The organism is Methylobacterium sp. Leaf456 (assembly GCF_001425465.1).
GTDB lineage: Bacteria > Pseudomonadota > Alphaproteobacteria > Rhizobiales > Beijerinckiaceae > Methylobacterium.
The window spans coordinates 1-15,818 of record NZ_LMQV01000034.1; the positions used below are offsets into that span (position 1 = coordinate 1).

Sequence of the window (15,818 nt, forward strand, 5' to 3'; positions counted from 1 at the left end):
CGCCCTCAGATCTGGAAGCGTCCGCGCGGCGGCTTTGCGCAAGTCAGCCTTCAGCTTGGCAAAGACTTGCTCGATTGGGTTGAGGTCCGGCGAGTAGGGCGGAAGGTAGAGCAGCTTGGCGCCCACCGCCTGAATGGCTTCGCGCACGCCGGCCACCTTGTGAGCAGCGAGGTTGTCCATAATCACCGTGTCACCCCGTTTCAGCACGGGCACCAAGGTGTCGGTGACATAGGCCCGGAAGCGCTGGCCGTTGGTGGCTCCGTCGAACAGGGCCATGGCCGCCATCCCGCTCGTGCGCAGGGCGGCCGTGACGGTGGTGGTCTTCCAGTGGCCGTGCGGAACCGCGACGCGGCAGCGCTCACCGCGCACGGCCCAGCCGTAGCGGCGCACCATGTTGGTGGTGGTCGCCGTCTCGTCGAGGAAGACGAGCCTGTCCGGGTCGAGTTCGTCCTGAGCCTCGAACCAGTCCTCGCGCTCAGCCCTCACGTCCGGCCGCTGCTGCTCGGCGGCGTGGAGCGTGTTTTTTTGTGCGTGACGGCGTGGCGCCGGAAGAAGCGGGACAGGCCGCTCTCGCTGGTAGCGATGCCGCGTTCGGCCAGCAGGGCGCGCAACTCCGACAGGGTGAGCGTCGGTCGATCCAAGCGCAGTTTGACGATGAACGCGGCTTGCGCTTCGAGGTGCTGCGAGCGCCGGTCGCCGCCCTGCGGCTTGGCCGCCACCCGGCCTTCCCGCTCGANAAGCGCAGTTTGACGATGAACGCGGCTTGCGCTTCGAGGTGCTGCGAGCGCCGGTCGCCGCCCTGCGGCTTGGCCGCCACCCGGCCTTCCCGCTCGAAGCTCTCCTGCCAGCGAATGGCGCTGGCGGGACTGACCCCGAACCGCTCCGCCGCCTGACGGCGCGAGGCACCCTCGGACACGGCCTTCACGACGCGTTCGCGCAGATCCGATGACAACGCTGAGCCCATCAATCCTCCTGTCGAGGACCAAAGGGAATCAGATCACGCCGTGCCAGGGAACCCCGAACGACTCGCAGCGGTCGGCAACAGCTCTAGAGCTGATCCCTAAGGAGAGGGCCTCGGCGAGCGTGCCCTTCAACGGATGACAACGCTGAGCCCATCAATCCTCCTGTCGAGGACCAAAGGGAATCAGATCACGCCGTGCCAGGGAACCCCGAACGACTCGCAGCGGTCGGCAACAGCTCTAGCCGACCGGCGTCGCCGAGGCTCCGATCAATTGTCGAGCTTCTTGTCGTACCAGACGCATTTCTTGACGAGTTCGGCGAGGTTGTACTCACGGCTGGTCGTCTCGACGAGCTTGCGGTCGATCGCGATGTTGACCTGCTTGATGTCGGTGCTGAACAGGCTCATCGGCGAGGCGAAGTAGCAGAACTGCTTGGTCGGGTTCGTGCCGGTGCCCTCGAAGTTCCAGCCGGTGACGATGTCGCCGGTGAGGTAGGGCGTGCTCTTGAACACCGTGTAGGTGGTCCGCACCGGGGCCGAGCCCTCCGGCTGTTTGGCGGCGGCTGCCGCCTGGACCGCGGCGAGCGGCGAGGCCGCGGCGGCGGGCGGCGGCTCCAGCTTCAGCACGGTGTCGGTGAGCGTCACCTCGCCCTTGGTCTTGAGCGTCACCTCGGAGAGCGCCGCCTGCATCGCGCTCGCGATCTTCTCGGCGGCCGAGTCGAACTGGTTCATGTAGGCGTAGCCATAGGACGCCGCGCCGACGCCGATCCCGGCCAAGGCCAGGAAGATGCCCGCCCCGCTCGCCCGCCACAGGAAGGCGCGGGCGAAGGCCATACGCGCCTCGGCGCGCAGGCGACCGTTCACGTTCTGCGCCAGCACGAGGTTCTCGTGCGTGCCGTCGGTCAGGATACTCATGGCGGGCGGGCTCTGGACGGGAACGCGTGAGACTTAAGCCGTCGCCGGCACGGGAGCGGGCGGAGCCGGCGGCACGGTCGGCGCCGTGCGGCGGTCGAGCGGGATCACCGAGCCCTCCCGCGCCGCGGGGCGCAGCGGGTTGTTGGCGATCTCCTGGCGCACGGTCTCGGCGACCGAGGAGAGGAGATAGGGCGCGGCCTCGGCGCTCACCGCGGCGCCGAGGTCGTCCTCGTCCATGAAGGTCCGGCGCACCGACACCGCCGAGAGCGCGAGGATCGTCGAGGCGAAGGCGGCGCAGAGCGCGGGCACGAACACGAAGATGCGCAGGAAGGCATGGACCTGAGCGTCGCTCACCTCGATCGGATCGACGCCGTAGACCATGGCGGTGAAGGAGTGGAGCTGCGAGCGGTTGACCGAATTGCGGTAGGCCTGCTCGGCATCGGCGACCTTGCGGTCGGCAGCCCCCCGGTCGAGCAGGCCGCGGGCCTTGCGCGCCTCCTCCAACTCCTTGACGACCGCGCCGCGGTCGGTTCCGGCCTTGGACACCGCGGCGTTGAGCGTCGCGGTGCGCGGGTCGGTGACGCATTTGAGGTTCGAGTAGCGCACGCCCCGGCTGTTGGTGCCGTAGACGCGCTCGCAGCGCTGCGCCGGCAGCCCCGCGAGCTGCGAGGCGTTCTCGGCGGAGCGCTTCTCGATCTGCTCCAGTTCGCCGGCGTATTGCTCGACGCGGGCGTTGGCGGCAGCGATCCGCGTGTCGATGCTGTCGCGGTCGGCCTGGGCATCCTTGAGGGCGGTCTTGGCCTTGGCCGCGTCCATCAGGCGGGGATGGAACATCATCTCGCCGAGTTGCGACACCGACTTCGTCGTCACGCCCGCGGCGAAGATGATGCCGACGATGGCGAGCCCCCTCACGAACCACGAGCGCTGGGTGCGTGCCAGGATGCCGAGCGGCACGCGGCATAGCTCGACCGCGGCGTAGACCAGCGGCGCGAGCAGCATGAAGTAGAAGGCGCGGTTGTCGCCGTCGCTGTAATAATCCGCGAACAGCCAAGCGCCCGCCAGCGAGGCGCCGATCACCATGAACTCGACGAGGTAGGCGATGGAGACGTAGCCCCACTTGATGCGGTAGCCGCGCTCCACGTCGCGCTCATGCTTCCAGCGGCTCTGGTCGAGCGCCCATTCGCGCCGCTCGCGCGCCACGTCCCGGTTCGGCGACTTCCTGAACATCGATCTCGACGGGCCTCTGCGGAACGGCGAACCGACCATTCCCTAACATCGGGTTACTCAAGCGTAAGCGTGCATTGTGCCGAAGTTGTGCCGCCTGCCGCGATCATCGGTGGACGGCGGGGTGCCGATTGCCGCAGCGCGAAATTCTTCACGTCTTGGGGGCTGCGCGGGATGAAAGCGGTTGCCCCCGCGTGGACCCGCCGCCCATGATGGCGGCGGACCTCCCGGCAAGCCCCCGCTCCTCACCGACAGGCATACGCACCTCCCGATGACCGCACCCGTGCAGGCCGCCACCCAGATCGCCGCGGAAGCCGGGGCGCAGGCGGGCGGCTACAAGGAAGCGATCCTGTTCCTCGTCACCGCGGGCGTGGTGGTGCCGCTGTTCCACCGCCTGCGGGTGAGCCCGGTGCTCGGCTTCATCGGCGCGGGCGCGCTCCTCGGGCCGTTCGGTCTCGGGCGCTTTTCCGAGACCCATCCGTGGCTCGGCCTCGTCACCATCGGCAGCCGCTCCGAGATCGCGCATCTCGCCGAATTCGGCGTCATCTTCCTGATGTTCATGATCGGCGTCGAGCTGTCCTGGGAGCGCCTGCGGGTGCTGCGGCGGCTTGTGTTCGGGCTGGGATCGATCCAGGTGATCGCGTCCGCCGCCATCATCGCCGTGATCCTCGTGGCGCTCGACCAGCCGGTGGCGGGCGCGGTGCTGGTCGGGCTCGGGCTCGCTCTCTCTTCCACCGCGGTGGTGCTGCCTGTGCTGGCCGAGCAGAAGAGGCTCGGCACGCCCGCCGGCCGCGCCAGCTTCGCGGTGCTGCTGTTCCAGGATCTCGCGGTGGCGCCGATCCTGTTCGCCATCGCCGTGCTCGGCCGCAACGACGGCGGCAATCTCGGCGCGGCGCTCGCCGTGGCGCTCGGTCAGGCGGCGATCGCGCTGGCTCTCATCGTCGTCGCCGGCCGCGTGGCGTTGCGCCCGCTGTTCCATCTCGTGGCGCTGACCCGCTCGCCCGAGCTGTTTATGGCGGCCTGCCTCCTCGTCATCGTGTCGACCGCGCTCGTCGCCGCCGCGAGCGGCCTGTCGATGACGCTGGGCGCGTTCGTGGCCGGCCTGCTGCTCGCCGAGACCGAGTACCGCCGCGCCATCGAGGCGACGATCGACCCGTTCAAGGGGCTCTTGCTCGGCGTGTTCTTCGTCTCGGTCGGGATGAGCCTCGATCCGGCACAGCTGCTGGCCGCGCCCGGCGCGATCCTCGGCCTCGCGGTCGGCCTCCTCGTCATCAAGGGCGCGGTGTTGTGGGCCGGCGCCCGCTTCATGGGAATCCCCCGTCCGGTTGCCCTGGAGACGGCCCTCCTGATCGGCCCCGGCGGCGAGTTCGCCTTCGTGCTGATCGGCGGCGCGATGATCGCCGGGCTGGTGCCGGAGCCGGTCGGCGCCGCCGCCCTGATCGTCACCACCGTCACCATGATCGCCATTCCGGCGCTCGCGGTGCTGGGGCGCCGCGTCGGTCGGCGCGTGTCGAGCGCGCAGCTCGGCCGGGCGCGGGCCGAGCCGGTGCCGGAGGCGGTGCAGAACCGGGTGATCGTGGCGGGCTACGGCCGGGTCGGGCGGCTCGTCGGCGAGATGCTCAAGCGCCACGACATCCCCTATCTGGCGCTGGACGCCGACCCGGCCCGCGTCGCCGAGCATCGGCGGCTCGGCAGCCCGGTCTATTTCGGGGATTCGGCCCATCCCGAGATGCTACGCCGCTGCGACATCGCCACGGCGCGCGCCCTCGTGGTCACCCTCGACACCCCGAGCGCGGTCGAGGCGGTGGTGCAGGCCGCCCGCGCCGAGCGGCCCGATCTCACCATCGTGGCGCGGGCCCGTGACGCCCGCCACGCCACCGAACTCTACGAGATGGGCGTGACCGACGCGGTGCCGGAGACGATCGAGGCCTCGCTCCAACTCTCGGAGGCCGTTCTGGTTGATGTCGGCGTGCCGATGGGCCACGTCATCGCCTCGATCCACGAGCGCCGCGAGGAGTTCCGCGCCATGCTCAAGCGCAAGGAAACCGACCAGCGCCCGGCCTTCCGCGCCCGCCGCACAGTCGGCAAGGCGGGGCCCAAGGGAAATGCCAAGGCGGCCGATCCGGCCATACCGCGCGAGGGCGGCCCCTCGGAGCCGGCGAGCCGGAGCGCGTAAGTGGGCGGACTCGGTCTCCTCATGCGATCACTCCGGGTCGTCCGAACGCTCCAATTGCGGTGCCTCGCGCTTGCCGATATTGCGGGGCGGAACGCTCGATCGCCCGTTCGGCGCGCCCTCGCGGCCGGCGTCTCCAGGGACAGGACATCGCATTGTCCTGCATCCGAGCCTTCGCACGCAGACGGGTCCAAGATGAGCGAAGCCGGCTTCAAGTCCATCGTGATGACGACGTTCGCGCGTCTCAACCGAGTCAACAAGGGGCTGCACCGCCATCTCGTGAAGACCGGCGGCACCTCGCTCCTCGATCCAGGCGCGGAGGAGTTGCTGGCGGTCATCGGCGAGGACAGCGACGATTCCATCACCGAGATCACCCACTTCTTCCAGCAGAACAACCTGCTCGCCCTGTCGATCGCCGCGGCGGACCGGATCTTCGTCCGCCGGGCCGAGGCCGGCACTGTGCCCTCGCCGACCCGGATCCTGCATCAGTTGCGCCGCTACGAGAGCCTCGGCCTGTTCGAGGCGGTCGAGCGTCTGGCTAAGCACTACGGCGAGCGCCGGCCGCATCCGGCCCTCGACCTGCTCCTGGCGCGGATGCTGGTGGATCGGGGCGCCTACGACGCGGCCCTGGCGGTGATCGCCCGCGGCGGCCAGGATGAGGAATGGGCCTCGCTCCTCAAGCGGATCGAGGCCGAGCGGCCTCTCGTCGAGAGTGAGCGGTCGGGGCCCGGCCGGAGCTACGACGTGGCGGTCGTGAACCTCGTTCAGGATTACGCGCGCCGCGACATGTCCCTGGCGGCGATGCGGCGCGGCGGCCTCGACTTCCGCATCGTCCCGGCCATCCGGGTCGACGAGATCCCGGCCTCCGATCAGGGCCTGTTCCGCAAGCCCCTGCGGCGGCTGGAGGACGGCAGCTTCGGCAACCAGGCGACGCAGTATCGCATCTGGCGCAAGGCCGCCGACGAGGGGGCCGACCTCACCGCCGTGTTCGAGGACGACACCTGCGCCAGCATGGCGCTGGAGCCGTTCCTGCGCCACGCGCCGATCCCCGAGGATGCCGAGATCATCTTCTTCAACAACCGGCTCTGCGGCGAATCCGACCGCCTGACGGTCCGGCCGATCGGCGAAGCGCTGGCCGACACCAGTCGGCGTCATCCGGGGCTACGGGCGCCGGGGGCGGACGGCTACATCCTGTCCCGATCCGGGGCCGAGAAGCTCGCGCGGATCGTGAAGATCGAGAAGTTCCACTCCCCCGGGACCGACTGGTACATCCTGGCCCACAGTATCCGGCGCGAGGAACTCGCGCTGCTGAATCCGGACTCGGTCCTGTTCCAGGCTCTCAACACCCGATGCCACGGGGCGGAGTTCGCCGACATCGTGCTCAACGGCTACATGACGAGCCTGCCGCTCGGCTACAACCGCCCGCTGGGCGCCGCCCGCTTCAACCGCGTCTAGTGCCTCATCCTTCGGTTCCCAAAGGGATCAGCCCTTCGGCGGGGCGTCGGGGCAGCGCCCCGACTCCTCCTCTCAGAGCGTATACTGAGCCCGCCAATCGGCCTCCGACAGCCCCTCGGTGAACTGGCGCGAGCGGTAGCCGAGCCAGAAATCGGCCACCGACCCGATGTCGACGATGATGCCGCCGCGGTCCTTGGCGGCGTCGGCGTACATCTTGCCGAGGAAGCCCGCGGCGTTGAGGCAGAGCGTGCCGCGCGGCATCGTCTCGATCTCCCGCAGGATCTGATAGTAGACGTCCGGGAAGTGCGGCGCGGTGAGGTCGCTCTTGAACAGGTTCGCGCTCGCCGCCCGGCTCGGCGTCCGGTAGACGGTCACCTCCTTCAGCCCGAACCGCTCCTTCAGCACGCCTTCGAGCTGCGGATGACAGGTGAAGATCGCGCAGCGATCGACCTTCTTGAGGATGTTGTGGATGCTGTTGCGCGTCTGCAGGCCGACATTGGCGTGGCAGCCGGTGAACTTCATCCGCCGGAAGATGTCGGGCGATTCCCGCTTGATCCGGTCGATCAGCCGGATGACGTTGACGTAGCCGAAATAGCCGCGCTCCTCGCTCTTCCAGGTCTTGCGCAGGGGCGGGATGTCCGGGATGCCGACGAGGTCGGCATTGAGGATGGCCTTGAGCAGCGGGGCCTGGAGCCGGTCGATGAACAACTCGATCGCCGGCTTGCTCGGCCCGAACCAGATGTTGAGGTTGCGCGCGAGGTTGTGGTTGCGCGCGACCGTGAAGGCGTCGTCGAACAGCATCGCGCCGATGGCGACGCCCTCGCCGTCGCCGAGCCGCAGGAAGTGATACGGGCGCTCGTTCTCGATGGCGCTCACGATCTCCGCCTCGATCCCGGCGGAATCGAGCAGGTCCGTGCCCGGAAGGAGCGTCTTGCGCAGGGCGCTGACCTTCTCGTAGTGGAACGCCTCGAAGTAATCGACCCGGCTGTCATCGAGCGTCAGCGCCGTATGCTCGACGTTGTGCGCGCGGGCGGCGTCCAGTTCGTGCCGGGCGAGCGCGAAGTTGCGCTCGTCGATGTGCAGCGTCACCACGTCGTGATAGGCCGAGACGTAAGTGGGATCGACCGCCTTGATCGCGTCGGCGGCAGCGATGATCTCGTCCTTGTTCTTGCGTCGGCGGGCGATGTTGAACTTGGCGATCAGGCCTGAGCGGACCTCGTTCGGCTTCTTGCTTGTGGCCACGACGAAATCGGCCAGCCGCTCGGCCGCATCGGGACTGTCCTGCCGGTTCAGGAGCTCGGCGAGCTGCACCAGGGGCAGGAGGTTGTCCGGCTGCTGCAGGAACTGGCCGGCGAGGTAATCGACGAGGCCGGCGGGGTCGTCCTTCTCCGAGGGCCTCGCGCGCGCCTTGTCGGAGTCCGGGGACGGACCCGCCAGGAGGTCTGCCAGGATCGCACTCATTCCGCTGCCTTGACTCGCTTGGCCCCGCGCCTCGGTCGAGGCACGGGACGAGGGCCGCCGCCGATCGCTCGATCGGAGGTGGCGACCGGACTGTCGCCGGGCGCTCGGGCGCCGCGCGGGATGCTCTAGCGCAATCCGCCCTTGTCGGTCCAATCCGGCGGCAGGCCGATCATGTCGCCGAGGATGCCGTCGATGCCGGGCGCGCGGCCGTAGACGGCACAGTCGGGATCGAGGGGCGCCTCGCCCAGAGTCGTGATGCGGATGCGGTCGTAGGTCGGGATCTGCAACTCGCCCCGGAACGGGTCCTTGGTGGTGGCGAGGTAGGAGCCGAAATCCTGGCCGAATTCGCCGGCGAGGTCGTAGGCGTCGGAGGCCGCCGAGAAGCGGGCCGAGTTGGTGAAGGCGTTGGCCGCCCCGCCCCAGATCATCGCGGCGCGCTGGCGCTTGCGCGCGTCGAGCGCCTCCGCCTCGATGGTCAGGCTGCCGAGCCCGATCGGCACCCGCGGCACCGGGATCTTGCCCACCGTGTTGGCGAAGCCCACGCCGACCTGTCCGGCAATCGAGATCGCCGTCGAGGCCGCGATAGTGGTGCCCGCCGCCGGCACGTTGGTCAGGTCGATGCGGGTGATCGCCGAGCGCACCGTCAGGTCGGCCGGGCCGGCGGAGACGATGTCGTAGCGCAGCGACAGGTCGTAGCAGAGCGCCCGGTCGGCGGCGTTGGCGATCAGGCGCCGCTCCACCGCGTCGAGGCCGGGGCCGGAGACGGCCTCCGTGAACGCGGTGGGCACGATCCGCACGGTGCGGACCGTCTGCGGCAGGGTCGGATCGATGAACAGCTTGGACTCGGAGGCGACGGCGTCGCTCGTCACGAACTGGTCGGCGCGCGTCAGCGTGCGCCCGTCGGTGAGCACCACGTCGCCGCAGCCGGCGAGCAGGCCGAGCGCGCCGGCCACCGTGGCGGCGGCCAGCCCGAGGCGCGCCGCCCGGATCGAGGGGCGGGAGAATTGCGACCGCAGCAGCATCAGTCTCTTTCGCGGAGGAACGGGGCCGGCGCGGTGATGCGCCGTCCCGCCGGGGCGGAAAGGGTTGTGTCGTCTCGGACGGGAAGCCTAGCCGTAGCGGGCCCGAGCCGGAAGGACGAGGCGGCTGTCCGAGGGGTCCAGCGGGGCGTATCCGGGGGCCTGTGACCGTTCAGCAACGATGTTTCCGGGGGCCTCGGCGCCGGCCTCCGTCATATGAGCGTTGCAACCGAACCGCCCGTCCCGCGCTTGTCTCCGCCGATGCGCCCCGCCCAGATCGTCCCCCTCGTCGTCGCCACCGCCTTGTTCATGGAGAACACCGATTCCACGGTGATCGCCACGGCGCTGCCGGCCATCGCGGCGAGCCTGAACGAAGACCCGATCGCGCTCAAGCTCGCGCTCACCGCCTATCTCGTGAGTCTGGCGATCTTCATTCCCGTCTCGGGCTGGGCCGCCGATCGCTACGGCGCCCGCAACGTGTTTCGGGCCGCGCTCTGCGTCTTCATGGCGGGCTCGCTCGCCTGCGCGGCGTCGAGTTCGCTCCTCGGCTTCGTCGCCGCCCGCTTCGTCCAGGGGATCGGCGGGGCCATGATGGTGCCGGTCGGGCGGCTCGTGATCCTGCGCTCCGTCCCGAAATCCGAACTCGTCGGGGCGCTCGCCTACCTGACGATCCCGGCGCTGATCGGCCCGATCCTCGGGCCGCCGCTCGGCGGCTTCATCACCACCTACGCCGACTGGCGCTGGATCTTCTTCATCAACATTCCCATCGGCTTGGCCGGGATCGTGCTGGCCACGCTCTATATCGGCGACATCCGGGAAGAAGAGCGCCCGCCGCTCGACGTGCCCGGCTTCCTGCTCTCGGGAGCCGGGCTCGCCCTGATGATGCTCGGCTTCGCCTCGACCGGGCGCCATCTCCTGCCCGACGGCGTGTCCTGGGGCTGCATGGGCACCGGCGCCTTGCTGATAGCGCTCTACCTGCGCCACGCCCGGCGCACCGAGCACCCGCTGATCCGCCTCGATCTCCTGCGCTATCCGACCTTCCGCGCCGCGGTGACGGGTGGCAGCCTGTTTCGCATCGGCACCGGCGCCATCCCGTTCTTGCTGCCGCTGATGCTGCAGATCGGCTTTGGGCTCGATCCGCTGCATTCGGGGCTGATCACCTTCGCGGCCGCCGCCGGCGCACTGCTGATCAAGATCGTCGGCCCGCGCATCCTGCGCGCTCACGGTTTCCGCCGGGTGATGGTAACGAACGCGTTGATCGCCTCCGCCTTCCTCGCGATCAACGGGCTGTTCACTGCCGAGACCCCGCACTGGATCATCGTTTCGGTGCTGCTGCTCGGCGGCTGCGTGCGCTCGCTTCAGTTCACCTGCGTCAACGCCATCGCCTATGCCGACCTCGAATCGCGGGAGATGAGCGCGGCGACCAGCTTGGCGAGCGTGGCGCAGCAGCTCTCGCTCAGTCTCGGCGTCTCCATCGGCGCTCTCGCGCTGGAGGGTGCCGCGAGCTGGCACGGCCATTCGGGCATCCGGCCGGAGGACTTTTCCCTGGCCTTCCTGGCCGTGGCGATCATCTCGGCCGGATCGTTCTTCGTTTTTCGCCGCCTCGCGCCGGATGCCGGCGCCGAGGTGTCGGGTCAGCGCCGGATGGGGGGCGTGGAGGCCGGGCCCGGCGCGGTGCCCAGGCCCGGCGACGGCTCGTTCTCGACGCTGCAGCCGCTTACGCCGCCGCCCGGGCCGGAGCCCGGCCGCCCGCGCGCCTAGCCGGAGCCTTTTTCGCGGGCGCCCGCGCCGGCTGCGGCGCAGCGCCCGAGCGCGCGAAGTAGCCTTGCCAGCTCCAGGCGCCGGGGCCGGTCATGGCGTACATCAGGAAGGCGCCGGCCAGCCCGAGATCGGCCAGGAAGAAGGTCCGCTCCGTCACGGCGCTGCCGCCCACGAACTGCCAGAACGGGTGCAGCAGCGCGGCCATCGCCGCCACGAAGCCGGCCATGGCGAGCCCGGTGATGCGCGGCATCACCCCGAGGATGAGCGCAAGCGGCCCGAACACCTGCACGACCACCGCGGCCGTCGCCACCGCGTTCGGGGCCGGGCAGCCGGCGCCCGCCAGCGTCAGCGCGAAGCCCGAGACGTTGAGCGCCCGCGCGATGCCGGTCGGCAGGAGTGCCGCGGCCATGAGGAGGCGGGCGGCGAGGAGGACGCCGTTCTGGGCAGAACCGAACAAGGGGGGGCTCCGGGGCACGAGAGGCAGTCCCGGAACGGTGTCGGTTCAGGCTGAATCGGCGGTTAAGCCGATCCGCCCATCAACCGGAAATCCCTGCCCGGTACAGGCGCCCGCGCTCGGTCCAGGCGACGACGAGGAGAGAGAGGGCACCCAAACTCGCATAGCCGATCGTCACCGGCATCACCGTGCCGTCGAAGGCGCGCCCGATCAGCCAGCCGCAAAAGGCGCCGAGCATCGTCGTGTAGAAGCCGAGGAAGGACGAGGCGGTGCCGGCAATCGCCCCGAGCGGCTGCAAGGCGAGTGCGTTGAAGTTCGGCATGACGAAGCTGATCAGGAACTGGTTGAGCGCCAGCACCCCGAGGAACAGCGCGATCGGCGGCTGCCCCTGATAGGCGAGCCCGATCCCGACCTGCACCAGCCCGATTGCCGTGAAGGCGGTGACGCCCGCATGCGAGAGCGTCCGCATCCCGAGCCGCCGGACGATGCGGGAATTGACCAGCGTCGCCGCCCCCATGGCGCCCGCCACCAGCCCGAAGGCCACCGGGAACAGGGCGCCGAGATGGTAGAGCCCGGTGTCGAACACCTGCTGGGCCGAGCCGACATAGCCCATGATGCAGCCGGTCATGAGTCCGAGCGCCGTGGCGTAGCCGATGGCGACGCGGGTGCGCAGCACGGTGCCGAGCGCCTCCATCGTCGCCGAGAACGACAGCGGGCGGCGATACTCGGGGTGCAGCGTCTCCGGCATGCGCGCGGCGAACCACAGGGCGAGAATGCCCCCGAGCGCCAGCATCGAGACGAAGACCCAGTGCCAGGAGCCGAGCAGCAGCATCGTCGCGCCGATGGCCGGCCCGAGCATCGGAATGATCAAAAAAACCATCATGATGAGCGACATCACGCTCGCCATCTCGCGGCCCGAGAAGCGGTCGCGCACGATCGCGGTCGAGAGCACCCTTCCCCCCGCCGCGCCGATGCCCTGGATGACGCGGGAGGCCAAGAGCCACTCGAAGCTCGGCGCCACCATGGCCAGCCCGCAGCCGGCAGCATAGATCGCGAGGCTCGCCAGCAGCACCTTGCGCCGCCCGAGCGCGTCCGAGACCGGCCCGTAGACGATCTGGGCAAGCCCGAAGCCGATCATGTAGACGTAGACGAGGAGCTGGAGGCTGTTGGCGTCTTCGACCGCGAACCGCTGCTGGATCAGCGGAAAGGCCGGCAGCAGGTTGTCGATCGACATGGCGGTGACCGCCATCATCAGCGCGACGATGCCAACGAACTCTGCAAATCCCGGCCCGACCCAGGGCGGCCCGGCGGCATTCGTCGCGCTGCCGGGAGCGGGCCGAGGGGATGGGGTCACGTCGGATGGCCTTGAAGCGCGGGAGCCGGGCCGCTTGTGCGGACGGGCGCTGGGCGAGGTCGGTGCGGAAAGACACCGCGCGCCGTGATCGTTCCCGGATGGGGCGGGTTCAAATCGACCAATCCGCCACCCGCGCATCCCCTCTCTCCGCTGCGCTGGGAGAGGGCTTCATGCCCCCTTGTCGGGGCATGAAGCGAGGCGGCAGCCGGCGGTGAGGGGGCTTCGACGGAAGTGGCTCGATCGGATAAGCCCCCTCACCGCCGCTCCGGCTTCGCCTCTCTTTCTTGGAGGACGACGAGGTCCCTACAGGCCTCTCCCCGCGTGCGGGGATGAGGAGAAAACCTCCGCCTTACTTCTTCCCCGCGGCCTTGCCCGAGGCGTCCTTCGCGGGCTCCGGCGCGTCCTTCCCGGCATCCTTGTCGTCGCCGGCATCGTCCGGCCCCAGCGCCGCGCTCAGCTTTTCGTAGTTTTGGGTCACGAGCGCGATGTTGCCCTCCGGCGGCTTGCCGCCCGGCTCGCCCGCGGCGATGGCGCCCTTCAGCTCCTTCACCGCCGCCGCCTTGTCCTTGGCCGGCATGGTCTTGTCGGCCTCCAGCGCGGCGAGCTGTTTTTTCAGCAGCGGCGTGATGCCGACATAGCTCTTGGTCTGCGGGTCGATCCCCTCCAGCACCGCGTCGATGCTCTCGCTGGTGTCCTGGAACTCGTCGAGGCTGGCGAAGCCGTTGCGCTTCACGATGGCCTCGGCTTCTCCTTGCGCCTTGGCCTCGGCCTTCGGATCGGGCTTGTCGGGGGACCCTGCGTCGATCTTGGCGAGTTCGGGCTGGGCCGCGAGCACGCCGTCGATCTTGGCCTGCGTCAGCTCCACGGGCTTCGGGGCCTCCGTAGGCTTCTCCGCTGGCGCGGGAGCGGCCTTCTGCTTGGTCGCATCCGCCTTCTGGGCGAGCGCGGGGGCGGTCGCGAGGGGGGCGGCGAAGCCCGCTCCGATGAGGGAGGCGGCGAGCCAGATGCGCGCGGATGTCGTCATGTCGTCTGCCTTCAGCTGTGGGGCTTTCCCGAAAACCGGGGGCCGCCTGCGGCAACCGCGGGTCGGTCGCCGGCAACCGGTCCCGGTTGCGGCTCCGGGAAAGCCGTGGAATCATCTCGGAGGGTCGCGGCAAAACCGTGATCGCCCTCGTCGGGAGGCCCTCGCTGAGACCCCCGAAACGTCCGGAGCCCGGAACCGTTGCACGCCGGCCCCCTTGTCTCCGTTCTCGTTTTCGCGATCCTGCTGGTCCCCGTGCACGCGGCCCCGGCCGATTACGCGCGTCGCGCGGCGGCCCTGATCGAGCCCTACCGCGAGTCCGGGCTGATGAGCGGCACGATCCTCGTCGCCAAGGACGGCAAGCCGGTGTTTCGCCAAGCCTACGGGCTGGCCAACCGCGAGTGGAACGCCAAAAACACCCTCGACACCCACTTCCGCATCGGCTCGCTGACGAAGCAGTTCACGGCGGCCGCGATCCTCCAGCTGGTGGAGGCGGAAAAGCTCTCGCTCGACGATCCAGTCGCCCGCTTCTATCCGGAGGCGCCGAAGGCCTGGGACGGCGTGCGGGTGCGCCATCTCCTCAACCACACCTCGGGCATCATCAACTATACGGCCCTGCCCGATTACCTGCCGGCAATCTCGCGGATCGAGCGGCCGGCCCGGGCGCTGGTCGAGCTGGTGACGGGCGAGGCGCTGCTGTTCGAACCCGGCGCGCGGGTGGAGTACAGCAACACCAACTACCTGCTGCTGGGGCTCGCCATCGAGTTCGCCTCGGGCGAACCCTACGCGCGCTACCTCGCCGAGCACATCTTTTCGCCGCTCGGCCTCAAGGACACCGGCTACGACGACGCCACCGCGATCCTGCCGCGGCGCGCGTCGGGCTACCGCTTCGGCCAGGGCCAATGGCGCAACGCGGCGCCGATGGCCTCCTCGGTCGCCTACGCGGCGGGCGGGCTCTATTCCACCGTCGACGACCTTCTCGCCTGGGACGAGGCGCTGTTCTCGGGGAAGGTCATCTCCGAGGCGTCGCGGCAAAAGATGTTCGACGACGGCGGGCGCGGCTACGGCTTCGGATGGTATGTCGGCACCGCGCATGGGCGCACGCTGTGGTCGCATGGCGGCGCGGTCCCGGGCTTCCTCGCCATGACCGATTACTACCCCAGCGAGCGGCTGGCGGTGATCGTGCTCGCCAACAACGAGAACGCCCCGGCGCAGAAGATGGCCCGCGAACTGGCGGCGCTCTGGTTCGGGTTCATCGAGACGCCGGACCCGATCGTACTCGAAGACATGATCCTCGATCGCTACGCCGGGACCTATCGGCTGGGCCCTCGCTTCTTCCTCGACGTGCGCCGCGACGGCGGGCGGCTGATGGTCCAGGGAACAGGGCAGCCGGCCAACGCCTTCGTGCCGGAGAGCGACCGCACCTTCTTCTCCCGCGTGGTCGATGCCCGCATCACGATCGACACCGAGCCCGACGGGCGCCCCAACGGGCTGGTGCTGCACCAGAACGGGCGCGACCGGATCGCCCCGCGGATCGACCCAGCGGAGGCCGCCCGCATCCTGGCCGAGCCGCGTCGGCCGCCGGTGGAGGTGTCGCTCGATCCCGCTCGCCTCAGTCCGCATGTCGGCCGCTACAGCCTGGCGCCGGGCCTCGTCCTGACGGTCGGGCTGGAGAACGGCCGGCTGTGGGCGCAGGCGACGGGCGAGCCGCGCCACATCCTCTACGCCGAGGACGAGCGCGCGTTCTTCATGAAGAGCGTCGAGGCGCAGATCACCTTCGAGGGCGACGGCGTGGGCCGCACCACCGGCCTCGTCCTCCACCGCGGCGGACTCGACACCCCCTGCCCGCGCATCCCCGAGAGCCGCCCGCCCCCCGGCCGCGATGGCGCCACGCGGGTAAAAACGGAAACCGGCAGCACCGCACGGTCCTCCGGGGTCGCCAGACGCGGTGATCGGGACTAAATGAAGAGCGAGCCCGCGGACAGGCAAGTCTGGAACGGTTCCGCTTTCGCCTCGGAAACCT

11 protein-coding genes and 2 pseudogenes are annotated in these 15,818 nt (G+C 69.6%); 4 read left to right on the top strand and 9 right to left on the bottom strand.

Features of this window, described 5'->3' with window-relative positions; genetic code table 11:
• The 4 genes and pseudogenes from ASG52_RS27300 to ASG52_RS15620 form a co-directional block, all read right to left on the bottom strand.
• Positions 1–736, bottom strand: a pseudogene (locus ASG52_RS27300) (IS630 family transposase); the annotation flags it as partial.
• 1 nt (position 737) lies between these two features.
• Positions 738–964: pseudogene (locus ASG52_RS28405) on the bottom strand (helix-turn-helix domain-containing protein); the annotation flags it as partial.
• A gap of 264 nt (positions 965–1,228) precedes the next feature.
• On the bottom strand, positions 1,229–1,873 hold the full coding sequence (locus ASG52_RS15615; protein ID WP_056244982.1) for a hypothetical protein: 645 nt from the start codon (positions 1,871–1,873) through the stop codon (positions 1,229–1,231).
• A 33-nt stretch (positions 1,874–1,906) separates the two neighbouring features.
• Positions 1,907–3,100 (bottom strand): hypothetical protein, encoded by a 1,194-nt coding sequence (locus ASG52_RS15620; protein ID WP_056244985.1) that lies wholly within the window; start codon positions 3,098–3,100, stop codon positions 1,907–1,909.
• Between the two features lie 268 nt (positions 3,101–3,368).
• Here ASG52_RS15620 and ASG52_RS15625 point away from each other — a divergent pair, with 268 nt between their 5' ends.
• Both ASG52_RS15625 and ASG52_RS15630 read left to right on the top strand, forming a co-directional pair.
• A complete protein-coding gene (locus ASG52_RS15625; protein ID WP_056244987.1) occupies positions 3,369–5,273 on the top strand; it encodes a cation:proton antiporter domain-containing protein in 1,905 nt (634 codons plus the stop codon).
• 192 nt (positions 5,274–5,465) lie between these two features.
• Positions 5,466–6,725 (top strand): glycosyltransferase family 25 protein, encoded by a 1,260-nt coding sequence (locus ASG52_RS15630; protein ID WP_056244989.1) that lies wholly within the window; start codon positions 5,466–5,468, stop codon positions 6,723–6,725.
• Positions 6,726–6,797: 72 nt separating this feature from the next.
• Here the strand turns inward: ASG52_RS15630 and ASG52_RS15635 are convergent, their stop codons facing one another.
• Together ASG52_RS15635 and ASG52_RS15640 are read right to left on the bottom strand one after the other, a co-directional pair.
• Positions 6,798–8,186: a tetratricopeptide repeat protein gene (locus ASG52_RS15635; RefSeq protein WP_056244990.1), complete on the bottom strand. Its 1,389-nt coding sequence runs from the start codon at positions 8,184–8,186 to the stop codon at positions 6,798–6,800.
• A 125-nt stretch (positions 8,187–8,311) separates the two neighbouring features.
• On the bottom strand, positions 8,312–9,208 hold the full coding sequence (locus tag ASG52_RS15640) for a DUF3313 domain-containing protein (RefSeq protein WP_056244994.1): 897 nt from the start codon (positions 9,206–9,208) through the stop codon (positions 8,312–8,314).
• Positions 9,209–9,466: 258 nt separating this feature from the next.
• Here ASG52_RS15640 and ASG52_RS15645 point away from each other — a divergent pair, with 258 nt between their 5' ends.
• Positions 9,467–10,966: an MFS transporter gene (locus tag ASG52_RS15645; protein WP_056244997.1), complete on the top strand. Its 1,500-nt coding sequence runs from the start codon at positions 9,467–9,469 to the stop codon at positions 10,964–10,966.
• On the opposite strand, the gene ASG52_RS15650 is transcribed toward ASG52_RS15645, so the two are convergent.
• The 3 genes from ASG52_RS15650 to ASG52_RS15660 form a co-directional block, all read right to left on the bottom strand.
• Positions 10,923–11,423, bottom strand: a complete 501-nt coding sequence (locus ASG52_RS15650; protein ID WP_056245000.1) for a DoxX family membrane protein — start codon at positions 11,421–11,423, stop codon at positions 10,923–10,925. The two genes, ASG52_RS15645 and ASG52_RS15650, sit on opposite strands and share 44 nt — an antisense overlap.
• Positions 11,424–11,502: 79 nt before the next feature.
• Positions 11,503–12,669 (bottom strand): multidrug effflux MFS transporter, encoded by a 1,167-nt coding sequence (locus ASG52_RS15655; protein WP_056245760.1) that lies wholly within the window; start codon positions 12,667–12,669, stop codon positions 11,503–11,505.
• A 454-nt stretch (positions 12,670–13,123) separates the two neighbouring features.
• Positions 13,124–13,798, bottom strand: a complete 675-nt coding sequence (locus ASG52_RS15660; protein ID WP_286159072.1) for a hypothetical protein — start codon at positions 13,796–13,798, stop codon at positions 13,124–13,126.
• Between the two features lie 252 nt (positions 13,799–14,050).
• Here ASG52_RS15660 and ASG52_RS15665 point away from each other — a divergent pair, with 252 nt between their 5' ends.
• Positions 14,051–15,757 (top strand): serine hydrolase, encoded by a 1,707-nt coding sequence (locus ASG52_RS15665; RefSeq protein WP_286159073.1) that lies wholly within the window; start codon positions 14,051–14,053, stop codon positions 15,755–15,757.
• Positions 15,758–15,818 lie beyond the last annotated feature (61 nt).

What these genes read in the sequence shown, in the direction of transcription:
- ASG52_RS15635 (WP_056244990.1), bottom strand. Translation starts at nt 8,186, where the DNA reads ATGAGTGCGATCCTGGCAGACCTCCTGGCGGGTCCGTCCCCGGACTCC.
- ASG52_RS15630 (WP_056244989.1), top strand. Translation starts at nt 5,466, where the DNA reads ATGAGCGAAGCCGGCTTCAAGTCCATCGTGATGACGACGTTCGCGCGT.
- ASG52_RS15655 (WP_056245760.1), bottom strand. Translation starts at nt 12,669, where the DNA reads ATGGCGGTCACCGCCATGTCGATCGACAACCTGCTGCCGGCCTTTCCG.
- ASG52_RS15645 (WP_056244997.1), top strand. Translation starts at nt 9,467, where the DNA reads ATGCGCCCCGCCCAGATCGTCCCCCTCGTCGTCGCCACCGCCTTGTTC.
- ASG52_RS15660 (WP_286159072.1), bottom strand. Translation starts at nt 13,798, where the DNA reads ATGACGACATCCGCGCGCATCTGGCTCGCCGCCTCCCTCATCGGAGCG.
- ASG52_RS15625 (WP_056244987.1), top strand. Translation starts at nt 3,369, where the DNA reads ATGACCGCACCCGTGCAGGCCGCCACCCAGATCGCCGCGGAAGCCGGG.
- ASG52_RS15620 (WP_056244985.1), bottom strand. Translation starts at nt 3,100, where the DNA reads ATGTTCAGGAAGTCGCCGAACCGGGACGTGGCGCGCGAGCGGCGCGAA.
- ASG52_RS15615 (WP_056244982.1), bottom strand. Translation starts at nt 1,873, where the DNA reads ATGAGTATCCTGACCGACGGCACGCACGAGAACCTCGTGCTGGCGCAG.
- ASG52_RS15640 (WP_056244994.1), bottom strand. Translation starts at nt 9,208, where the DNA reads ATGCTGCTGCGGTCGCAATTCTCCCGCCCCTCGATCCGGGCGGCGCGC.